The sequence below is a fragment of the Rhodococcus sp. 05-2255-1e genome (assembly GCF_002259025.1).
GTDB lineage: Bacteria > Actinomycetota > Actinomycetes > Mycobacteriales > Mycobacteriaceae > Rhodococcoides > Rhodococcoides fascians.
The window spans coordinates 389,785-408,617 of record NZ_NOZE01000009.1; the positions used below are offsets into that span (position 1 = coordinate 389,785).

General features: G+C 64.9%; 18 protein-coding genes. 15 read left to right on the forward strand and 3 right to left on the reverse strand.

Annotated features, from left to right (window positions below; translation table 11 throughout):
* Positions 1-255 precede the first annotated feature (255 nt).
* From CH262_RS05155 to CH262_RS05175, 5 genes are all read left to right on the forward strand, one after another.
* A complete protein-coding gene (locus CH262_RS05155) occupies positions 256-1,884 on the forward strand; it encodes a peptide ABC transporter substrate-binding protein (RefSeq protein WP_027494484.1) in 1,629 nt (542 codons plus the stop codon).
* Between the two features lie 164 nt (positions 1,885-2,048).
* Positions 2,049-2,975: an ABC transporter permease gene (locus CH262_RS05160; protein ID WP_027494483.1), complete on the forward strand. Its 927-nt coding sequence runs from the start codon at positions 2,049-2,051 to the stop codon at positions 2,973-2,975.
* Positions 2,968-3,939: an ABC transporter permease gene (locus tag CH262_RS05165; RefSeq protein WP_032386012.1), complete on the forward strand. Its 972-nt coding sequence runs from the start codon at positions 2,968-2,970 to the stop codon at positions 3,937-3,939. The genes CH262_RS05160 and CH262_RS05165 overlap by 8 nt, the downstream gene beginning before the upstream one ends.
* Positions 3,936-5,657: a dipeptide ABC transporter ATP-binding protein gene (locus CH262_RS05170; RefSeq protein WP_027494481.1), complete on the forward strand. Its 1,722-nt coding sequence runs from the start codon at positions 3,936-3,938 to the stop codon at positions 5,655-5,657. The genes CH262_RS05165 and CH262_RS05170 overlap by 4 nt, the downstream gene beginning before the upstream one ends.
* A gap of 32 nt (positions 5,658-5,689) precedes the next feature.
* Positions 5,690-6,436 (forward strand): hypothetical protein, encoded by a 747-nt coding sequence (locus tag CH262_RS05175; protein ID WP_032386607.1) that lies wholly within the window; start codon positions 5,690-5,692, stop codon positions 6,434-6,436.
* A gap of 365 nt (positions 6,437-6,801) precedes the next feature.
* Here the strand turns inward: CH262_RS05175 and CH262_RS05180 are convergent, their stop codons facing one another.
* Complete coding sequence (locus CH262_RS05180) at positions 6,802-7,647, reverse strand: HAD-IB family hydrolase (protein ID WP_205914341.1); 846 nt, start codon at positions 7,645-7,647, stop codon at positions 6,802-6,804.
* Between the two features lie 336 nt (positions 7,648-7,983).
* Here CH262_RS05180 and ssd point away from each other — a divergent pair, with 336 nt between their 5' ends.
* The 7 genes from ssd (at position 7,984) to CH262_RS05215 (ending at position 12,589) form a co-directional block, all read left to right on the forward strand.
* Positions 7,984-9,099: a septum site-determining protein Ssd gene (gene ssd / locus CH262_RS05185; RefSeq protein WP_080731879.1), complete on the forward strand. Its 1,116-nt coding sequence runs from the start codon at positions 7,984-7,986 to the stop codon at positions 9,097-9,099.
* Positions 9,096-10,280: a TadA family conjugal transfer-associated ATPase gene (locus CH262_RS05190; RefSeq protein ID WP_179274914.1), complete on the forward strand. Its 1,185-nt coding sequence runs from the start codon at positions 9,096-9,098 to the stop codon at positions 10,278-10,280. The genes ssd and CH262_RS05190 overlap by 4 nt, the downstream gene beginning before the upstream one ends.
* A complete protein-coding gene (locus CH262_RS05195) occupies positions 10,277-11,056 on the forward strand; it encodes a type II secretion system F family protein (RefSeq protein ID WP_032386014.1) in 780 nt (259 codons plus the stop codon). Before CH262_RS05190 ends, CH262_RS05195 begins: the two co-directional genes overlap by 4 nt.
* Positions 11,053-11,625: a type II secretion system F family protein gene (locus CH262_RS05200; protein WP_032369312.1), complete on the forward strand. Its 573-nt coding sequence runs from the start codon at positions 11,053-11,055 to the stop codon at positions 11,623-11,625. Before CH262_RS05195 ends, CH262_RS05200 begins: the two co-directional genes overlap by 4 nt.
* A 63-nt stretch (positions 11,626-11,688) precedes the next feature.
* Positions 11,689-11,892, forward strand: coding sequence for a DUF4244 domain-containing protein (locus CH262_RS05205; RefSeq protein WP_176456762.1), 204 nt, complete (start codon positions 11,689-11,691; stop codon positions 11,890-11,892).
* 23 nt (positions 11,893-11,915) lie between these two features.
* A complete protein-coding gene (locus CH262_RS05210) occupies positions 11,916-12,227 on the forward strand; it encodes a TadE family type IV pilus minor pilin (protein WP_032386015.1) in 312 nt (103 codons plus the stop codon).
* Positions 12,224-12,589, forward strand: coding sequence for an Rv3654c family TadE-like protein (locus CH262_RS05215; protein WP_032386016.1), 366 nt, complete (start codon positions 12,224-12,226; stop codon positions 12,587-12,589). The genes CH262_RS05210 and CH262_RS05215 overlap by 4 nt, the downstream gene beginning before the upstream one ends.
* A 215-nt stretch (positions 12,590-12,804) precedes the next feature.
* On the opposite strand, the gene CH262_RS05220 is transcribed toward CH262_RS05215, so the two are convergent.
* The gene (locus CH262_RS05220; protein WP_032386017.1) at positions 12,805-14,067 is read right to left on the reverse strand and encodes an alpha-hydroxy acid oxidase; all 1,263 of its coding nucleotides are present in this window, start codon (positions 14,065-14,067) and stop codon (positions 12,805-12,807) included.
* A 208-nt stretch (positions 14,068-14,275) separates the two neighbouring features.
* Between CH262_RS05220 and CH262_RS05225 the strand changes: the two genes are divergently transcribed.
* Positions 14,276-15,070 (forward strand): CPBP family intramembrane glutamic endopeptidase, encoded by a 795-nt coding sequence (locus tag CH262_RS05225; RefSeq protein ID WP_032386018.1) that lies wholly within the window; start codon positions 14,276-14,278, stop codon positions 15,068-15,070.
* 6 nt (positions 15,071-15,076) lie between these two features.
* On the opposite strand, the gene CH262_RS05230 is transcribed toward CH262_RS05225, so the two are convergent.
* A complete protein-coding gene (locus CH262_RS05230) occupies positions 15,077-17,446 on the reverse strand; it encodes a DEAD/DEAH box helicase (RefSeq protein WP_094717142.1) in 2,370 nt (789 codons plus the stop codon).
* Between the two features lie 436 nt (positions 17,447-17,882).
* On the opposite strand from CH262_RS05230, the gene CH262_RS05235 reads away from it, so the two are divergent.
* Both CH262_RS05235 and CH262_RS05240 read left to right on the forward strand, forming a co-directional pair.
* On the forward strand, positions 17,883-18,086 hold the full coding sequence (locus CH262_RS05235; RefSeq protein WP_005248460.1) for a cold-shock protein: 204 nt from the start codon (positions 17,883-17,885) through the stop codon (positions 18,084-18,086).
* A 151-nt stretch (positions 18,087-18,237) separates the two neighbouring features.
* On the forward strand, positions 18,238-18,825 hold the full coding sequence (locus CH262_RS05240) for a hypothetical protein (protein WP_032364537.1): 588 nt from the start codon (positions 18,238-18,240) through the stop codon (positions 18,823-18,825).
* The last annotated feature ends 8 nt before the right edge of the window (positions 18,826-18,833 follow it).

Genomic DNA, 18,833 nt, shown 5'->3' on the forward strand with positions numbered 1-18,833 from the left:
TGTCTCGGCGGCTCTGCCCGCACTGTGGGAAATCGACTTGCCGAAACGTTTCGATCATGTTTCCGACTTACTCGCCGGTCAACAAAACCCGGGGGAGTTCACATGTTCGTTTCAGGATGTGTCTAAAGTTCGTTCCATCAGATCGTTGGTACGGCTCACAGGCCGTGTCTTGCGGTCGCCCACGAATCCCCGGGCGTCGCGCCCGAGGAACTGAGCACGGACGACCCCGTGTTCACATCTGGATGGAGGATTTCCTTGCGTAAAACACGCATCGCGTCAGCTGCAATCGCAGTTGTCGTCGGAGCGGCGCTGGTGACGGCGTGCTCTTCGAGCGATTCGACCGGCGGCGGAGGGTCAGGAGACGGCTCCGGCATCATCAACGCCTGGAGCGGTGAGCCGCAGAACCCCTTGGTGCCCACCAATACGAGCGAGAACACCGGCGGACGTGTCGTCGACTCGATCTTCGCCGGCTTGGTGTCCTACACCCCCGAGGGCGGTGTCGAGAACGAGGTCGCGGACTCGATCGATACCACCGACGGCCAGAACTACACCGTCACGTTGAAGGACGGCTGGCAGTTCACCGACGGCACGCCGGTCACGGCCAAGTCATTCGTCGATGCCTGGAACTACGGCGCACTGTCGACCAATGCGCAGCTGCAGGGATCGTTCTTCGATCCGATTCAGGGCTACGACGAGGTCGCAGCCGAGAACCCGACGGTGCAGACCATGTCCGGTCTCAAGGTCGTCGACGACAAGACGTTCACCATCGAGCTCAAGCAGCCCGAGGCAGCGTTCCCCGATCGTCTCGGCTTCGCCGCGTACTACCCGCTGCCCGAGGTTGCGTACCAGGACATCGCCGCGTTCGGCGAGAACCCGATCGGCAACGGCCCGTACAAGTTCGCCCAGGAGGGCGCTTGGCAGCACAACGTGCGGATCGACCTGGTCACAAACCCCGACTACGCCGGTAACCGCAAGCCCGCCAACGGCGGCGTGAGCTTCATTCTGTACAGCAACCTCGACACCGCATACACGGACCTGCTGTCGAACAACGTCGACGTTCTCGACAACGTTCCGGCCTCGGCCGTCACCACCTTCGAGTCCGATCTTCCCGACCGCACGGTGAACCAGCCGTCCGCGTCGATCGAGACGTTCACGATTCCGGGCCGCCTCGCGCACTTCGGTGGCGAAGAGGGTGTGCTGCGTCGTCAGGCGATCTCCAAGGCGATCAACCGCGACCAGATCACCGAGCAGATCTTCAACAAGACCCGTACCCCGGCCAAGGACTTCACCAGCCCGGCCATCGACGGCTGGACCGGCGACCTCTCCGACGTCGGAAACGTCGAGTACGACCCCGAGGGTGCCAAGGCTCTGTGGGCCCAGGCCGACGCCATCGCGCCGTGGTCCGGAACGTTCTCCATCGCGTACAACTCCGACGGTGGACACCAGGAATGGGTGGATGCGGTCAGCAACAGCATCCGCAACACGCTCGGCATCGAGGCGCAGGGTGCGCCGTACCCGACGTTCGCTCAGCTGCGTACCGAAGCCACCAACCGCACCATCGCGACCGCCTTCCGGTCGGGCTGGCAGGGTGACTACCCGCAGCAGTACGGCTTCCTGGCACAGAACTACCAGACCGGTGGCAGCTCCAACGACGGTGAGTACTCCAACCCCGAGTTCGACCGTCTGCTCCGCGAGTCCGCAGGTGAGACCGACAAGACCAAGGCGCAGGAGCTGACCAACCAGGCTCAGGAAATCCTGCTCAACGACCTGCCCGCAGTGCCGACCTGGTACCGCAACGCAGCGAGTGGTTGGTCGGAGAACGTCACCAACGTCAAGATCGGTTGGGACGGAATCCCCATCTACAACCAGATCGAGAAGAACTGATCACGTTCGCTCCACTGCTGTAGAGACCGAGAAGGGCGGTAGGTCTTCCACCTACCGCCCTTCTCGTGTGCTCGCTCACTCCCGTATCTACGTTCGACGCCCCGCTGCAGCTGATCCTTGCGCCTCTGCGGTGACGTCCACCTTCCTCCAAAGGAGGTGATCCGATGCTCTGGTACATCGGACGCCGATTACTTCAGATGATCCCCGTGTTCATCGGGGCGACATTCTTGATCTATGCCATGGTCTTCTTGCTGCCAGGAGACCCCATCGCGGCATTGGCCGGAGACAAGGCGATCAGTCCCGCCGTCGCCGACCAACTGCGCGCCCGCTACAACCTCGACCAGCCGTTCATCGTGCAGTACCTGCTGTACCTCAAGGGCATTTTCACGTTCGACTTCGGCATGTCCTTCTCGGGCCGCCCGGTCAGTGAAGTTCTCGTACAAGCGTTTCCGATCACGGCCAAGCTCGCCTCGATGGCCCTCGTGATCGAGGCCGTGTTCGGTATCGGCTTCGGTCTCATCGCGGGTCTGCGCAAGGGCAAGCTGTTCGACTCGACGGTCCTCGTCGTCAGCCTCGTCATCATTGCCGTGCCGATCTTCGTCATCGGCTTTCTCGCGCAGTTCTTCATCGGTATCAAGTGGGGTTGGGTGCCGCCGACAGTGGGAGGCAACACCAGCTTTACCAACCTGTTGCTGCCGGCATTCGTACTCGGAGCCGTCTCGTTCGCCTACGTGGTGCGGTTGACGCGCACGTCGGTGGCCGAGAATCTCAGTGCGGACTTCGTGCGGACGGCGACGGCCAAGGGGCTCTCGCGTAACCGTGTCGTCAACGTGCACGTGTTGCGTAACTCGCTGATTCCCGTCGTGACGTTCCTCGGTGCAGATCTGGCCAGCCTCATGGGCGGCGCGATCATCACCGAAGGAATCTTCAACATCAACGGAGTCGGCGGCACCATCTACCAAGCCGTCATCCGCGGTGAGGCACCGACCGTCGTGTCTTTCGTGACCGTGCTGATCGTCGTCTATCTGGTCGCCAATCTCATTGTCGACCTTCTCTATGCCGCGCTCGACCCGAGGATTCGCTATGTCTGATCCCATCACCCCGAAGAGCGTCGACGCCGATCGCGCTACTCGCCAAGCACGTTTCGTCGAGGCCGACGAGGTCATCGACGTGTCGCAGACCGACGCTGTCGTCATCGACGACGCACCCGCCAGCATCTGGTCGGATGCGTGGCGGAACCTGCGCACGCGTCCGATGTTCATCGTCTCGGCCATCATCATCCTGGCCGTCATCGTGGTCGCAGCCGTGCCTGGCCTGTTCACCAGTACCGATCCGCGCTTCTGCGATCTGCAGTTCAGCATGCAGGGCCCGGGATCCGGACACTGGTTCGGTTACGACCGACAGGGCTGCGACATCTACTCCCGGGTGCTGTTCGGTGCTCGGGCGTCCGTGCTGACCGGAGTCGGGGTCACGTTCCTCGTGCTGGTCATCGGCGTCGTGTTCGGTGCTCTGGCCGGCTTCTACGGCGGCATCGCGGACTCGTTGCTCTCACGGATCACCGACATCTTCTTCGGCGTTCCGCTGATTCTGGCGGCCATCGTCCTCATGCAGCTGTTCACCGATCGCACGATCTTCACGGTGATTCTGGTGTTGGCGTTGTTCGGCTGGCCTCAGATGGCTCGCATCACTCGCGGTGCAGTGCTGTCGGCGAAGGGCAACGACTACGTAATGGCCTCGCAGGCTTTGGGTTTGACGCGACTGCGAACTCTGATGAGGCACGTACTGCCGAACGCGATGGCACCGATCATCGTCATCACGACGATTTCACTCGGTACGTTCATCGTGGCCGAGGCGACGCTGTCGTTCCTCGGCATCGGACTGCCTCCCACCGAGGTCTCCTGGGGCGGCGACATCAGTGCCGCTCAGGTCACCCTGCGACAGGGCTCGACCATTCTCTTCTATCCTGCTGCAGCGCTGGCAATCACGGTGCTCGGCTTCATCATGATGGGTGACGCCCTGCGCGACGCCCTCGACCCGAAGGCGAGGAAGCGATGACGGATCCAGCACGCATCGCAGTGGAGCAGCCGCTGCTCGACATCCAAGATCTCGAGGTCTCGTTCCGGTCCAACTCCGGTGCGGTCCCGGCTGTTCGCGGAGTATCGCTGACGGTCTACCCGGGGCAAACCGTTGCGATCGTGGGCGAATCCGGTTCCGGTAAGTCGACCACCGCGCACTCGATCATCAACCTGCTTCCCGGAACCGGCACGGTGACGGCGGGGCGCATCCTGTTCGAGGGCCGTGACTTGGCGCAGGCCAAGGAGAAGGATTTCGTCGACATCCGCGGCAGCCAGATCGGCCTGGTTCCTCAGGACCCGATGTCCAACTTGAACCCGGTGTGGAAGATCGGCTTCCAGATCGAGGAGGCCCTCGCTGCAAACGGCATCGCCAAGGGCAAGGCGGCTCGGGTTCGGGCAGCCGAGCTGCTCGAGGAAGCGGGTCTCAGCGATTCGGAGAAGCGGGTCAATCAGTACCCGCACGAGTTCTCGGGCGGTATGCGTCAGCGCGCGCTCATCGCGATCGGGCTTTCGGCACGACCGAAACTACTGATTGCCGACGAGCCGACGTCCGCTCTCGACGTGACCGTGCAGCGTCAGATTCTCGATCATCTCGAAGGTTTGACGAAGGAACTCGGAACCGCGGTTCTGCTGATCACCCACGATCTCGGCCTGGCTGCCGAACGAGCCGAGCACCTCGTCGTCATGAGCAAGGGGCGGATCGTGGAATCCGGACCGGCACTGGAGATCCTGCAGGACCCTCAGCATCCGTACACGCGCAAGCTCGTCTCCGCCGCGCCGTCTCTCGCGTCGCAGCGACTGAAGTCGTCGGTGGTGCGCAAGGACATCGTCGAGCATGCCAAGCAGGTGGCGGTCGAGGCCGTCACCGAGGAGACCGACTCGGCATTCGAGCCGGCCGCGGACACTGTGCTCGTGGTCGAGGGGCTGACCAAGGAATTCAAGCTCCGGGGCGGCAACCCGTTCAAGTCGTCCGTGTTCACGGCCGTCAAGGATGTGTCGTTCGGAGTCGCACGCGGTACCACCACTGCGATCGTCGGCGAATCGGGTTCTGGCAAGTCGACTGTGGCACAGATGGTTCTGGGACTTCTCGAGCCCACTGCGGGTTCGGTGAAGTTCGACGGGCGCGACGTGGCGGGGTTGAACAACAAGGACGCGTTCGCATTTCGTCGTCGAGTGCAGCCGATCTTCCAGAATCCGTACGGGACGCTGGACCCGATGTATTCGATCTTCAGCACCATCGAGGAGCCTCTGCGCACCCACAAGGTGGGGTCGAAGTCCGAGCGGGAAGCCAGAGTCCGTGATCTGTTGGACAAGGTGGCACTGCCGTCGTCGGTGATGCGCAGGTTCCCCAACGAGCTGTCCGGCGGCCAGCGGCAACGTGTCGCAATCGCTCGTGCGTTGGCCCTCGAGCCCGAAATGGTCATCTGCGACGAGGCAGTGTCGGCTTTGGACGTGTTGGTGCAGGCGCAGATCCTGTCCCTGCTCAACGACCTTCAGGCCGAGCTCGGGTTGACGTACCTGTTCATCACGCACGACCTCGCGGTGGTCCGTCAGATTGCTGACGACGTGCTCGTGATGCGCAGCGGCGAGATCGTCGAGGCGGCGTCGACCGATGCCGTCTTCGACAACCCGCAGCAGGAGTACACCCAGAAGCTGCTCGCCGCCATTCCGGGTGGCTCGGTGCAGCTGGGCGCATAGCCGCGGTGGGTGAGGGGGTACCGTCGTCTGTCGTGACGGACCCCCTCGCCCCGCTGCTGGAATTGCCCGGAGTTGTCGATTCCGCCGAACGGGCACGCGATGCCCTCGGTGCCGTGCATCGGCACAAGGCCAATCGTCGTGGGTGGCCGGCGACCGCGGCCGAGGCCGCTGTCCGGGCAGCTCGTTCGTCCTCCGCGCTCGAGGGCGGTTCGATGGATTTCCCTCGCGAAGGCGAGGAGGGCGACCCGCTTCTGGCGGGTGCGCTGCGAGTGGCCGCTGCTCTCGACGGTGACGCCCTGCAGAACACGTTGTCGACATGGAAGCGCGCACCACTGCAGACGCTGGCCCGCCTACATCTGTTGGCCGCCGCCGATCTCGTCGACGACGCGTCCTCGCTCGGTCGACCGCGCACGGACGCGGGCATCGGCGAGCGGCTCGATCTCCTTGCGCAGTTGGTGACGGGTGGAACCTCCGCGCCGGCTCCGGTGATCGCCGCAGTTGTGCACGGTGAACTGGTGACGCTGCGGCCTTTCGGAACTGCCGACGGCATCGTCGCGCGTGCTGCATCGAGGTTGGTGGCCGCATCGTCGGGATTCGATCCGCACAACCTGGGCGTGCCCGAGGTGAGCTGGATGCGTCGAGCGAACGCGTACCGGGATGGAGCCGCCGGGTTCGCCGAGGGCACGGCAACGGGCGTCGGTAGTTGGGTGATCCTCTGCCTCGGAGCATTCGAAGCTGGTGCGGCAGAAGCGACTTCGATTGCCGAAGCTGCACAGTAGGAGTTGTGCACACGTAAAAGGGCGGCGATGCCGACTTGCGTCGACGTCGCCGCCCGTTAGCACGGAGCGCCTGGTTACCAAGCGTGCACAGGTGGGCTGTGATGGACTACCACGTGGCCTCGGCGAGAACTCGACGGTGATGAGGTCATCCCTGCAACCGGTGCAGGGTTCTTGCTGATCACCCACGAATATCGCAGGCCCACAGCGCTTCTGCCATTAGGTGGCAAGCTCCGCGTGGGTGCCGGTGTCCGTGCTGGGAATCGCGGTCGGGAGAAGCGAACCTTCTCTTCCGGTTCGTTCTTGGCCTTCCGTTCTTCCGTACGTCATTTGTACCCCGTGACGCCGCTCACATCAAGGGTTTGGGCTCATCGTTTTCTGCGGAGCAGTCCGTAGGTGATCGCGCCGGCCGCTATGGCGCTGAAACCTGCTGCAGCACTGGCTACTACGGTCTTTCCGGACGGATTCGGAATGCGGGAGCGCAGCGAAACGGGGTTCGAGAATGTCAGAATCGGCCAGCCGAGGGACGAGGCCTCTTTGCGGAGTGCGCGGTCTGGATTGACGGCGGTGGGGTGGCCGACCGCCCGCAGCATCGGCACGTCGGTGATCGAATCCGAGTAGGCGTAGCTCTTGGATAGGTCGTAATCATGTTGTGCCGCCAGGGACTTCATGGCGTCGACCTTGCCCTCGCCGTAGCAGTAGAAGTCGACCTCGCCGATGTACTTGCCGTCGACGGTCACCATGGTCGTGGCCATGCTGTGGTCGGCGCCCAGCAGTTCGGCGATGGGGTGCACGATCTCGTCGCCCGACGCCGAGACGACCACCACGTCGTGTCCGCGAAGCTTGTGGTCCGCGATCAGATCGGCCGCTTCGGCGAAGACGAGGGGATCGACGATGTCGTGCAGGGTTTCGGCCACCACTGCTCGCACCTGTTCGACGTCCCACCCGGCGGTCATGCCGGCGATGTGTGCGCGCATGCGTTCCATCTGGTCGTGATCGGCACCGGAGAGCAGGAACAAGAACTGCGCATAGCTGCTCTTGAGTACCGCTCGCCGGTTGATCAGACCTTGGTCGAAGAACGGCTTGCTGAAGGCCAGAGTGCTGGACTTCGCGATGATCGTTTTGTCGAGGTCGAAGAAGGCGGCGACGCGCGCTGCGCGTCGGCCGGCGGGGGCGTCGTCGGTGTCTGCGCTGAGGGTCACGATTGTCACCATAGTGGCCGGTGGTGACCGGTGGATGTCGCGCAACTTCTCTTCTCGACTCGCTCCGAACAAGTCCACAAATTGAGACGGTTGAACTTGCAAACAAGGACGTCCACGGGTGTAGTATTTTCCACGAGCCCGGTTCATTCCGGGCGGTGTTCAGCCCGACCCCCCGGGGCTGAACCAGACGACCCTCGCCTCCTCCCCCCCCTGGCGAGGGTCGTCCTCTTTTTCGGGGTAGGCCGAAAACTGGTACCGCGGTACCGGTATTCATCCACAGGGCCCGATCTATCCACATTTCCCCAAGTCGCGCGCCGCTCTAGCTAATTCTCACGCACGCTTGGGCCCATGAAAACGGATCCGATTTCACGGCGGACGAACGCGTACGCGTCGATGTCGATCGACCATCACGGACTGCGTCAGGACGTGTACCGAATCGCGGCAGCCGCGGATTGTGTTGTGGAAGAGCAGAACTTACTGGTCGGTATCGGATCGGCGCGCCCGATTTGGGAATTCCCCGGAATAATTTTGATCGATTTTTCTTCTGCCGAGTCGGCACTCGCAGCCGGGTTTCCGCGACGGCCCGGCGTCGTTCTGGTCACGGCCGCCTCGCCGACACTCGACGATTGGCGGACGGCCACAGCGCTCGGTGCCGAACACGTGGTGTCGTTGCCCTCGGACGAGGACACGCTCGTTCGCATCCTCGGTGAACCCGTCGCCACATCGCCGGGCGGCGGTGGCGTCATCGTGGTCGTCGGTGCCCGCGGAGGTGCGGGTGCCTCCACGTTTGCGGCGGCGCTGGGCCTGTGCAGCAGTCGCACGGGGCAACGCACACTCATGGTCGAAGCCGACCGGTACGGCAGCGGCCTCGATCTGCTGCTCGGCTGGGAGAACGCCCCAGGTTTGCGATGGTCCGGCCTCGTCGTCGAGGGCGGGCGAGTATCCGGCGACGCACTCCACGGCGCGCTGCCATCGAAGAACGGATTGTCGGTGCTGGCACTCGGGCGAACCGACGACCGGCGAACCGGACTCTCGGCCGTCGCCGCGGCGGCTGTGCTCGACGCAGGGCGCGCTGGAGGCGATCTCGTGGTGTGCGACGCCCCGCGTCACTCCGATGACCTCTCGGACGCCCTGTACGCCGCAGCCGACCTCGTCGTACTGGTGCTGCCTGCGGAATTGCGGGCCGTGACGTCGGCAGAAGCAGTAGCGGACGAGATCTCGAGTCGCAATCCGAACGTCGGATTGGTCGTTCGTGGGCCAGCACCCGGGGGACTGCGGGCCGCGGACATCGCCGCCGCCCTCGACCTGTCGCTGCTGACGTCCATGCGGGCCGAGCCGGGGTTGGCCGAGCGTCTCGAGCGTGGCGGGCTTGCTCTCGGACGCCGATCACCGCTGGCGGCGGCGGCCACTGTGGTCCTCGATACGTTCGCGCACAAGCCCGGTGGTCAGCGGTGGGCCGCATGAGCGCAGTCGTCACCGCCGAATTGCTCGACCGCGTACGAGATCGGCTGGCTGCTTCGGCACAGTCTCCGGTGCCCGCCACCGTTGCCGCAGCAATCCGCACCGAGGCCGGGGGAGTCATCGGTGACACCGATATGCTTGCGGCACTGCGTATTCTGCAGACCGAGCTCACCGGAGCAGGACCGTTGGAGCCGCTCCTGTCCGAGCCAGGGGTGACCGATGTCCTGGTCACGGCGCCGGATCAGGTGTGGATCGATCGCGGTAGAGGCCTGGAACGCACCGGAGTCCAGTTCGCCGACGAAGCCGCGGTCAGGCGGCTGGCGCAACGGCTCGCTCTCTCGGCCGGTCGGCGATTGGACGATGCGCAGCCGTGGGTCGACGGCCGATTACCCGGCGTCGGACAGGGAGCGTTCGGGGTCCGTCTGCACGCGGTGCTGGCACCGGTGGCGAGCGGTGGAACCTGCCTGTCGTTGCGAGTGCTTCGCCCGGCCACCCAGGGACTCACCGCGCTCCGGGCGTCCGGTGCGGTGACCGAGGAGGGCTACGATCTGCTCGCGCGGATTGTGCTCGCGCGCTTGGCGTTTCTGGTCGTCGGAGGTACCGGTGCCGGGAAGACCACCCTTCTGGCTGCTCTGCTGGGCGAGGTCGACCCAGCCGAACGAATCGTCTGTGTGGAGGATGCCGCCGAGTTGGCTCCGGCGCATCCCCATGTGGTGCGTCTGGTGGCCCGTGCTCCGAACGTCGAAGGTGTGGGCGAGGTGTCGGTTCGGCAATTGGTTCGCCAGGCACTGCGGATGCGACCCGATCGTCTCGTCGTCGGTGAGGTGCGCGGGGCCGAGGTGATCGACCTGATGACGGCTCTCAACACCGGGCACGACGGCGGCGCCGGAACCATCCATGCCAATTCGCCCTCGGAAGTTCCCGCTCGCCTCGAAGCTCTTGCCGCACTGGGCGGAATGGGTCGCGACGCCCTGCACAGTCAACTTGCGGCGGCCGTGCAGGTCGTCCTGCACGTCCACCGGAGCGCCGACGGTACGCGGCGATTGCGGGAGATCGGATTGGTGGAGGTGGATTCGACAGGCCGTGTCCACATTGTGCCGGCGTGGTCCGCTGATTCCGGCGCCGTGCCCGGGCAGCGCGGGCTGCACGAACTGCTCGCTCGGCGCTGTGGCGAGATGCGATGACGGCCGCTCTGTGCGTTCTGGCCGCTGCATTTACGCTGTGGCCCAGCCGCTCTCGCCGACTATCGCGCCGCGGTCGAGTTGCCGTCGGCGTTCCTGGGTGGGCGCTCCCTGTCGCTGTTGCCGCGGCGTCGGCCGTGGGCATGTTCTGGATCGGCGGTCCGTGGGGCGCGGCGGCTCTGTTCGTGGCGGGCGGTACCGGATGGCACCGACATGGCCGTCGCACAGTGCGCGCCCGTCGGACGGCCGAATTGGATTGGTTGGCAACCGGAGTCGAAGTGGTCATCGGTGAATTGCGCGTCGGTGCTCACCCGGCGACTGCCGGCGAGGTGGCTGCCGACGAGTGCGGCGGTATCGCCTCGGAGGCGCTGCGCGGTGCTGCGTCCAGATCGCGGCTCGGTGGACGCGCTGCCGACGGGATAGCCGCGTCGGATCCACTGTTGAACCCCGAACTGGACCGCTTGGCCGCGGCATGGCGGGTGGCCGACGAACACGGCCTCGCACTCGCCGAGTTGCTCGACGCCGTGCGCGAGGATCTGCTCGGACGTCGGCGATTCCGGGAACGCACCGAGGCGTCGCTGGCAGGGGCCCGCGCTACTGCATTGGTGTTGGCTGGACTGCCCGTCCTCGGGGTCGCGCTCGGGCAACTGATGGGGGCCGATCCGCTGCCCATATTGCTGGGCGGCGGACTGGGCGGAATCCTACTCCTCATCGGCACCGCTCTCGGCTGCGCAGGTCTGCTGTGGACCGATGCGATCACCGGCAAGGTGACGACATGACGTGGGCGATCACGCTCTGTCTGGCAACGGCTTTGATCGTCGTCCCCGCTGCCCGTGGCGGTTTGGCGCGAGTAGAGGTTGCAGGGCTTTCGACGGCAGAAGCCGTCGACGACTCCGGACCCGATCCGCTCGCGGTGGCGACGACGTTCGACCTTCTCGCAGCGTGTCTGCGTTCCGGACTCCCGATCTCGACTGCCGCGGCGGCCGCAGCCCACTCCGCTCCGCCCGCATTCGGTATCGCTCTACGCAAGGCTGCCGATCTGCTCGAGCTGGGGGCCGATGCAGCGACGGCGTGGGATGCAGTGGCAAAGGATCTGGAGACCGAGGCGCTGGCACGGATGGCGCGACGATCCGCCCGGGCCGGGTCGTCCATGGCGTCGGCGATGACGGAACTGGCTGCCACCCAACGAACTCGGGCCGAGGACGCGTCGGCGGCAGCGGCCGAACGGGCCGGTGTGCTGATCAGCGGACCGCTGGGCTTGTGCTTTCTGCCGGCCTTCATCTGCCTGGGCATCGTGCCCGTGGTGATCGGACTTGCGGGCAATGTGCTGGGCGGCGGTCTGATGTGACCGCCGAACAACGAATCGTCCGGTGCGGATACGCCGCGCCGGAATACTGGGAGGGGAAGCGTCATGATGGGGAATGCACTGCAGGAGATCAAGACTCGAATCGCATTGTTCGGTGTGGAGGACGACGGTATGTCGACCGCGGAGTACGCGATCGGCACCATCGCCGCCGCGGCGTTCGGCGCGGTGCTCTACACGGTGGTGACGGGGGACAGTATCGTGACCGCGCTGACGGGGATCATCGATCGAGCGCTCAACACAGCCGTCTGATTCCGGGCGGTGAGGACGGGGCTGTGACGGTGGAGGCGGCGATCGCCGTCGCGTCCATCGTCGCAGTGATCGTGGTGTGTATCGGTGCGATCGTGTCGGTAACGATGCACATCGGGTGCGTCGACGCTGCGCGGGAGGCGGCCCGATTGGCGGCGAGAGGTGATGCGACCCGAGCTGTCTCGGTGGGGGAGCGGGTTGCGCCGGAGGGTGCGCGGATCACGGTGCGCGAAGACGGTGAATTCTTCGTCGCGCGGGTGGAGGTGGAGAGTCCGATGCCGGGGTTGACGTTGTCGGCGGAGGCGGTTGCTGCTGCGGAACCGGTTGCAGCGGAATGAGGCTCGCATTCCGGAAGGCGCTGAGTGATGACGAGGGCGGGGCGACGGTGTTGGCGGCGCTGGCGATGTCGGCGTTGATCGCCGTCGTGGTGATGGTGATGCACGTCGGGTCGGCGGTGGGCGCTCGTCATCAGGCGCAGTCGGCTGCTGATCTCGCTGCATTGGCCGGTGCGGGGGCCCTCGATCGTGGGGTGGCCGATGCGTGTGAGACGGCGAGGGGGTTGGCGATGCGAATGGGAACGGAGTTGCGGGAGTGCACGATCGACGAGTGGGATGTGATCGTCACGGTGGGGCAGCCGGTGTTCCTCGGACGCTTCGGAATGTCCGACGCCACCGCGACGGCGCGGGCGGGTCCGGGGTGACCGGACGCCCGCCCGCCGCCCGCCCGAATCCGCAAACGCGCGCGCATTCGCTGAACGCGCGCGAATTCGCCGGCTCGAACGGGACGATTCCGCTCGCACCTGACAAACGCGCGCGCGTTTGCGGTGAAACCCGGCCTCGACCCCCGCCCGAGGACCCGAACCCCGGCCTCGAACCCCGGCCTCGAACCCCGGCAGCGACGGTCCGTCCGCATCGGTCAGCGCGGCGTGAATGCGGCGGCACCGGACTGCAGAGGGGCCAACCGAGTGAGTTGCGTGACGTGTTCCGGGGTCAGTTCCGCGAGTGAATTGACCTGCAGCAGTTGCATGGTGCGCACGATTTCTTCGCGCAGGATGTCGATCATGCGGTCGACGCCGGCGCGACCACCGGCCATCAGGCCGTACAGATACGCGCGGCCGACGAGCGTGAACGATGCTCCCATTGCGATGGAGGCCACGATGTCGGAACCGTGCATGATGCCGGTGTCGACGGCTACTTCGAAGTCGGGGCCGACTTCACGGACGACCTGCGGCAGCAGGTGGAAGGGAACGGGAGCCCGATCGAGTTGTCGGCCTCCGTGATTGGACAGAACGATGCCGTCCACACCCAGTTCGGCCAGACGTGCCGAATCCGCCACCGACTGAACACCTTTGACGACCAGCTTGCCGGGCCAGATCTCCCGAATGATGTCGAGATCCTCGAACGAGATGGACGGATCCATCGCTGAATCGACCAGCTCTCCGACCGTGCCGCCGGTCGAGGTCAGCGACGCGAACTCCAACTTGGGCGTGGTGAGGAAGTCCCACCACCACCGCGGACGCGGAATGGCGTTGGCGATGGTCGACGCGGTCAACTGCGGCGGAATGGAGAACCCGTTGCGTTTGTCTCGCAGGCGAGCTCCGGCGACCGGTGTGTCGACCGTGAACAGGAGGGTGTCGAAGCCAGCTTTCGCGGCGCGTTCGACCAGACCGAACGAGATGTCGCGGTTACGCATGACGTAGAGCTGGAACCAGTTTCGGCCGTTCGGGTTGGTGGCCTTGACGTCCTCGATCGACGTGGTGCCCAGAGTCGAGAGGGAGAACGGAATCCCCGCAGCGCCGGCGGCGGCAGAACCGGCGTATTCGCCCTCGGTCTGCATCAAGCGGGTGAAACCCGTCGGCGCGATACCGAACGGAAGCGCGGACGGTCCGCCGAACACCGTCGTCGAGGTGTCGACGTGGGAGACGTCTCGCAGGATCGAGGGGTGGAATTCGACGTCGCGGAAGGCCTGCCGGGCCCGGGAGAGCGAGATCTCGGCGTCGGCCGCGCCGTCGGTGTAGTCGAATGCCGCGCGCGGGGTGCGGCGACGGGCGATGGTGCGGAGATCGTCGATGGTCAGTGCCGCGCTGAGGCGTCGTCGACGCAGGTTCAGATCGGGCTTCTTGAACGAGAGCACCTCGCGCAGGTCGGTGGCTTTCGGTATCTGCCGGGCAATGGTCATGCGTTGTCTCGATTCTGTGGGCTGATCCTCTCCCCACCACACCACCCGAGGTGTCGGCAGCAACGAGCAGGGTGCATTGACGACATCCGAAAAGGGGACCAAAGTAACTAGCGTCGGCGGCCCGGGCAGCGCAATCGTGGACAGAAGAGACGTCCGCGTCGTCGTGGGCGCCTGACCCGACAGGTTTCTCGAAAGGTGTGAGAGCGCCATGAATGCAGTGCATGGGAAAGCGACGCAGGGGGTCCGTGCGCACCGCATTGCGCCGACTCCACCCGTCGGAATCGCCGTGGTGATCGCCTACATCGTCGTCGTTGCGGGCATGCAATTCGCCTCGGGGATCGACTACGGCGACTGGTTCGCCACTACCGACAATGTCTACCGAACCGCGGTCATTCCATTGGCGGTGGGATCGGTGCTTCTCGTCGCGTTTCTCTTCTGGGCGCGATGGGACTCGATCTGGCGGGACTCGGTGCGGCTGCCCATGTCGATCGTTCTCTGGGTGCCGCCCATTCTGTTCGGTCTCGCCATAGTCCCCCGGCTGATCGCCGTCGACTGGGCGGTGATCGGCGCAGACCTGATCGTGGCCGTGGCGCTGACCGCGGTGCTCGTCGGATTCGCCGAGGAGGTGCTGTTCAGAGGAATCTTTCTACGCAGTATGCGAAGCGGCGGCAGGCCGGAGGCCTGGTGCGCGCTGTGGACAGCCGTCGCATTCGGTCTGTTCCACATTCCGAACATCTTCATGGGACAGGGAGCGTTCGGTATCGGTCAGGTTGTGCTGGCGACGTTCAGTGGCTTCGTTCTCTACCTGTTCAGACGTGGCTTCGGGGTGATCGTCATCGCGATGTTCTTCCACGGACTGTGGGACTTCTCGGTGTTCCTCGACGAAGACTTCGGTCGAGGGGTGTTGCACGATCTGAGCCTGCCCGCGATTCTGATCGTCGTCATTGCGACAGTCGCCGCGGCTGTGGTCATCGTCAAACGTGAACGCGCGGTTGTGCATTGACGTCGCTCATCCCTCGCGAGTGACGGCCGCCAACACTGCGGTCAGCACTCGAACGGCACCCTCTTTGTCCAGGGGGTCGTTACCGTTTCCGCATTTCGGGGATTGCACGCATGACGGGCAACCGGTCTGACACTCGCAGGAGACGATCGCGTCCTTGGTGGCGGCGAGCCAGTCGGCGATGGCCACGTGTCCGCGGTCTGCGAAGCCTGCTCCGCCGTCGTAACCGTCGTAGACGAAGACCGTCGGGAGCCCGGTGTCGGGGTGTAATGCCGTCGACACTCCACCGATGTCCCATCGATCGCAGGTCGCGACCAACGGCAGCAAGCCGATGGCGGCGTGCTCGGCCGCGTGCAGCGATCCGGGGAATCGCTCGAACGGAACACCGCTGTGCTCCAACAACTCCGGGGTGATGGTGTACATGACGGCGCGGGTGTCGAGGGTCTGGGCCGGCATGTCGAGTTCGATGGAATCGAGGACCTCGCCCGAGGGGAGGCGTCGAAGATATCCCACCACCTGATGGGTGACGTTCACCTGCACCAGCGCGACGCGGACCTCGCCGTAGTCGACGGATTCGTGCACCGCCGTGATGGCGATGTCGGTGATCTCGCGGGCCGAGGTGTTCCACTCGGGTTGTTCGGCGTGCACCAGCGCGAGGCCGGCCTCGAGATCGAGCTCGTCGACCACGAAGGATTCGCCTTGATGAATGTGCACCGCACCGGGATGTGCTGTGGCAGGGGCACGTCCGCCGTCGACTGTGCCGAGCATGCGGCCGGACTCGCCGTCGACGATGGCGACCTGCACGCCCGTGCCGCCGCGAATGTTGACCGCACCGTGCGGAGACAGCTGCTGCCCCTCGGGGGTGATGAACCACCCGTGAGGACGTTTGCGCACGTAGCCCTTCAGCTCGAGCTCTTCGAGTACGGATTCCGCGCTCAACGCCTCGGCCTCGGCCAGGGTGATCGGTAGTTCGACTGCAGCGCAGAGCAATTGGGGAGCGAGGATGTACGGATTGGTCGGGTCGGTGACGGTTGCCTCGACCGGCTTGTCCAGTAGGGCCGCCGGGTGATGCACCAAGTAGGTATCCAACGGATCGTCGCGCGCGACGAGTACCAGCAGTGAGCCCTCCCCGCGACGTCCGGCACGCCCACCCTGCTGCCAGAACGAGGCGACGGTGCCCGGGAAACCGGCGACGATCACCGCGTCCAAACCGGCGATGTCGACGCCGAGTTCGAGGGCGTTGGTGGTGGCCACTCCCAGCAGGGTGCCGTCGGAGAGGTCCCGTTCGAGTTTTCGTCGATCCTCAGCCAAATAGCCTGCGCGATAAGCGGCGACGCGTCGGACCAATTGCGGATCCACGTCGGCGAGAATTCTCTGGGTCCCCAACGCAGTGACCTCGGCTCCGCGCCTGGACCGTACGAACGCGAGTGTCCGCGCACCCTCGATCAACAGATCCGCCATGATGCGCGACGCCTCGGCCCCCGCCGATTTGCGTACCGGCGCACCGTTCTCGCCGGTGATCTCCTTGAGCAGCGGCGGTTCCCAGAGTGCGACGGTACGCGCTCCGTGGGGCGAGCCGTCCTCGGTGATCTCCTCGCAGGGCGCTCCGATGAGTCGACCGGCAGCGCGTCCCGGCTCCGAAGTCGTGGCACTGGCGAGAACGAACACCGGAGACGCTCCGTAGCGCGCGCAGAGGCGTCGCAACCGACGGAGTACCAGGGCGACGTTGGAGCCGAAAACACCTCGGTAGTAATGGCATTCGTCGACCACCACGTAGCGCAGGTTGCGCAGGAAACGCGACCATCGCTCGTGCGCGCCGAGGATGCCCAGGTGCAACATGTCGGGATTGGTGAAGATCCAGCGCGCATTGGTTCTGGCCCACTGCCGAATCTCGATCGGGGTATCGCCGTCGTACGAGCTGGGAAACACCTCGGCGAGATCGTCTGACAGCGAACGTAACTCGTCGGTGATCGAGATGGTGGTGCGTAGCTGATCGGCTCCGAGGGCCTTGGTCGGTGCGAGATACAGAGCCGTCGCCCGGGCGTCGGCGGCCAGCGTCGTCAGAATGGGCAGCTGATAGGCCAACGATTTGCCCGACGCGGTACTCGTCGAGAGCACCACATGGCTGCCCTCGGCGGCGAGCGTCGCGGCCCGGGCCTGATGCGTCCACGGTTGTGCGATGCCCCGAGAGGTGATCACCTGCACCACTTCCGGGCCGACCCACGACGGCCATGGTGCAAAACTGGACGACCGAGCCGGCATCTCGGCGACGTGCGTGACGGGGCCGTCGTCGGCGGGGGTACCGGCCAACACTCGATCCAGCAGCCGCTGCCCGTAACTCCGGACATCCGCACCGTCGTGCGGATGCTTCTCGCTCACTGCCGCTCTCCATGCATTCGTTCGATCTACTGGCCAGCCCTTCGGGCTTGCTGGGTCGTTCCGCAGGCTCCACTCCTGCCTAGGTGCGACCTGGGGTCCTCATGCTATCGCGGACCCGAAACGAGCGGTTCGAGCCCTGGTGAGAGCCGCATTCCACCCGTCCGGCGTTGTGTGTTGTTACAAGACGGGCAATTTGTTCGAAAAGGGTCGGTTTTCGACTGTTGCGAACGCGGAGTTCATGGTTCACTTGACGCGGTCGCAGCTTCTGTGTTCGTTCTACGCTTCGCAGGATCTTATGTTGCGGGCGCGGTACTGGGAGAGCTCGTCCATCAGGGGGAATCCTGAGGGGGATTCGTACAAGTGCAGCGGTCGGAACCGGCCCGATGGATCGAAAGTGCGCTCCATCGAATCCGGTGTTAGAAAGAGAAGGAAAAGCATGGCACAGGGAACTGTGAAGTGGTTCAACGCCGAAAAGGGCTTTGGATTCATCGCACCAGAAGACGGCTCCGCTGACGTTTTCGTTCACTACTCCGAGATCCAGGGCAGCGGCTTCCGCACCCTCGAGGAGAACCAGCGCGTCGAGTTCGAGGTCGGCCAGGGCACCAAGGGTCCTCAGGCAACGGGCGTTCGCGCAGTCTGATTCTTTTCTCCTCGGAGACGAGAACCTTCATCCCCCTTTCTCGATCGGCCGTGAAAAGCCGTTCGAGAAAGGGGGATGTTTCGTTCGTGGCGAACCACCAGGAAGAGTCGAAAGCAGTGTCTGCCGGTGTCGATGTCCTAATGTCCATGCTGTGAACCAGCTGTCCTTCTTCTCTGCCGAGTCGTTGCCGCCCGCGGTGACAGATCTCAGCGGACTGCTGGCTGCCACCGGCCATGTCGTCACGTCCTCGGGATCGGCACGCATCTCTGTCGTCGTCGACGCGCAGTGGCGGGCCGATGCCATCGCCGAGTTGATCGAACAATGTGGTCTGTCGGCAGAGCTGGGACGGTCCGAAGAAGACCGTCCTCTCGTCCGCACCGCGTCGGTTCCGGAACTGTCCGCGCTGGCGTCGTTGTGGACCAAGGGCGCGGTGAAGGCCGTGCCTCCCGGGTGGGTGCCCGGTTCTCGGGAGTTGCGGGCATGGGTGCTCGCGTCGGGGCGTCCCGAGGCGGAGGGGGAACGCTACGTACTCGGCCTCGATCCGCACGCGCCGGAGACTCATGCGGTCCTCGCTCAATCGTTGATGCGCGCGGGCATCGCGCCGACTCTGATCGGCACCCGCGGGTCCAATCCTGGCCTTCGAATCACCGGCCGACGTCGGCTGTTGCGCCTCACCGAGAACGTCGGCGAGGCTCCTGCGAATGTGGACGCACGTACCAATTGGCCCCACGCTGAGTAGGAAGATGA

What these genes read in the sequence shown, in the direction of transcription:
- CH262_RS05160 (WP_027494483.1), top strand. Translation starts at nt 2,049, where the DNA reads ATGCTCTGGTACATCGGACGCCGATTACTTCAGATGATCCCCGTGTTC.
- CH262_RS05170 (WP_027494481.1), top strand. Translation starts at nt 3,936, where the DNA reads ATGACGGATCCAGCACGCATCGCAGTGGAGCAGCCGCTGCTCGACATC.
- CH262_RS05225 (WP_032386018.1), top strand. Translation starts at nt 14,276, where the DNA reads ATGAATGCAGTGCATGGGAAAGCGACGCAGGGGGTCCGTGCGCACCGC.
- ssd (WP_080731879.1), top strand. Translation starts at nt 7,984, where the DNA reads ATGAAAACGGATCCGATTTCACGGCGGACGAACGCGTACGCGTCGATG.
- CH262_RS05195 (WP_032386014.1), top strand. Translation starts at nt 10,277, where the DNA reads ATGACGGCCGCTCTGTGCGTTCTGGCCGCTGCATTTACGCTGTGGCCC.
- CH262_RS05235 (WP_005248460.1), top strand. Translation starts at nt 17,883, where the DNA reads ATGGCACAGGGAACTGTGAAGTGGTTCAACGCCGAAAAGGGCTTTGGA.
- CH262_RS05165 (WP_032386012.1), top strand. Translation starts at nt 2,968, where the DNA reads ATGTCTGATCCCATCACCCCGAAGAGCGTCGACGCCGATCGCGCTACT.
- CH262_RS05180 (WP_205914341.1), bottom strand. Translation starts at nt 7,647, where the DNA reads ATGGTGACAATCGTGACCCTCAGCGCAGACACCGACGACGCCCCCGCC.
- CH262_RS05220 (WP_032386017.1), bottom strand. Translation starts at nt 14,067, where the DNA reads ATGACCATTGCCCGGCAGATACCGAAAGCCACCGACCTGCGCGAGGTG.
- CH262_RS05200 (WP_032369312.1), top strand. Translation starts at nt 11,053, where the DNA reads ATGACGTGGGCGATCACGCTCTGTCTGGCAACGGCTTTGATCGTCGTC.
- CH262_RS05215 (WP_032386016.1), top strand. Translation starts at nt 12,224, where the DNA reads ATGAGGCTCGCATTCCGGAAGGCGCTGAGTGATGACGAGGGCGGGGCG.
- CH262_RS05205 (WP_176456762.1), top strand. Translation starts at nt 11,689, where the DNA reads ATGATGGGGAATGCACTGCAGGAGATCAAGACTCGAATCGCATTGTTC.
- CH262_RS05190 (WP_179274914.1), top strand. Translation starts at nt 9,096, where the DNA reads ATGAGCGCAGTCGTCACCGCCGAATTGCTCGACCGCGTACGAGATCGG.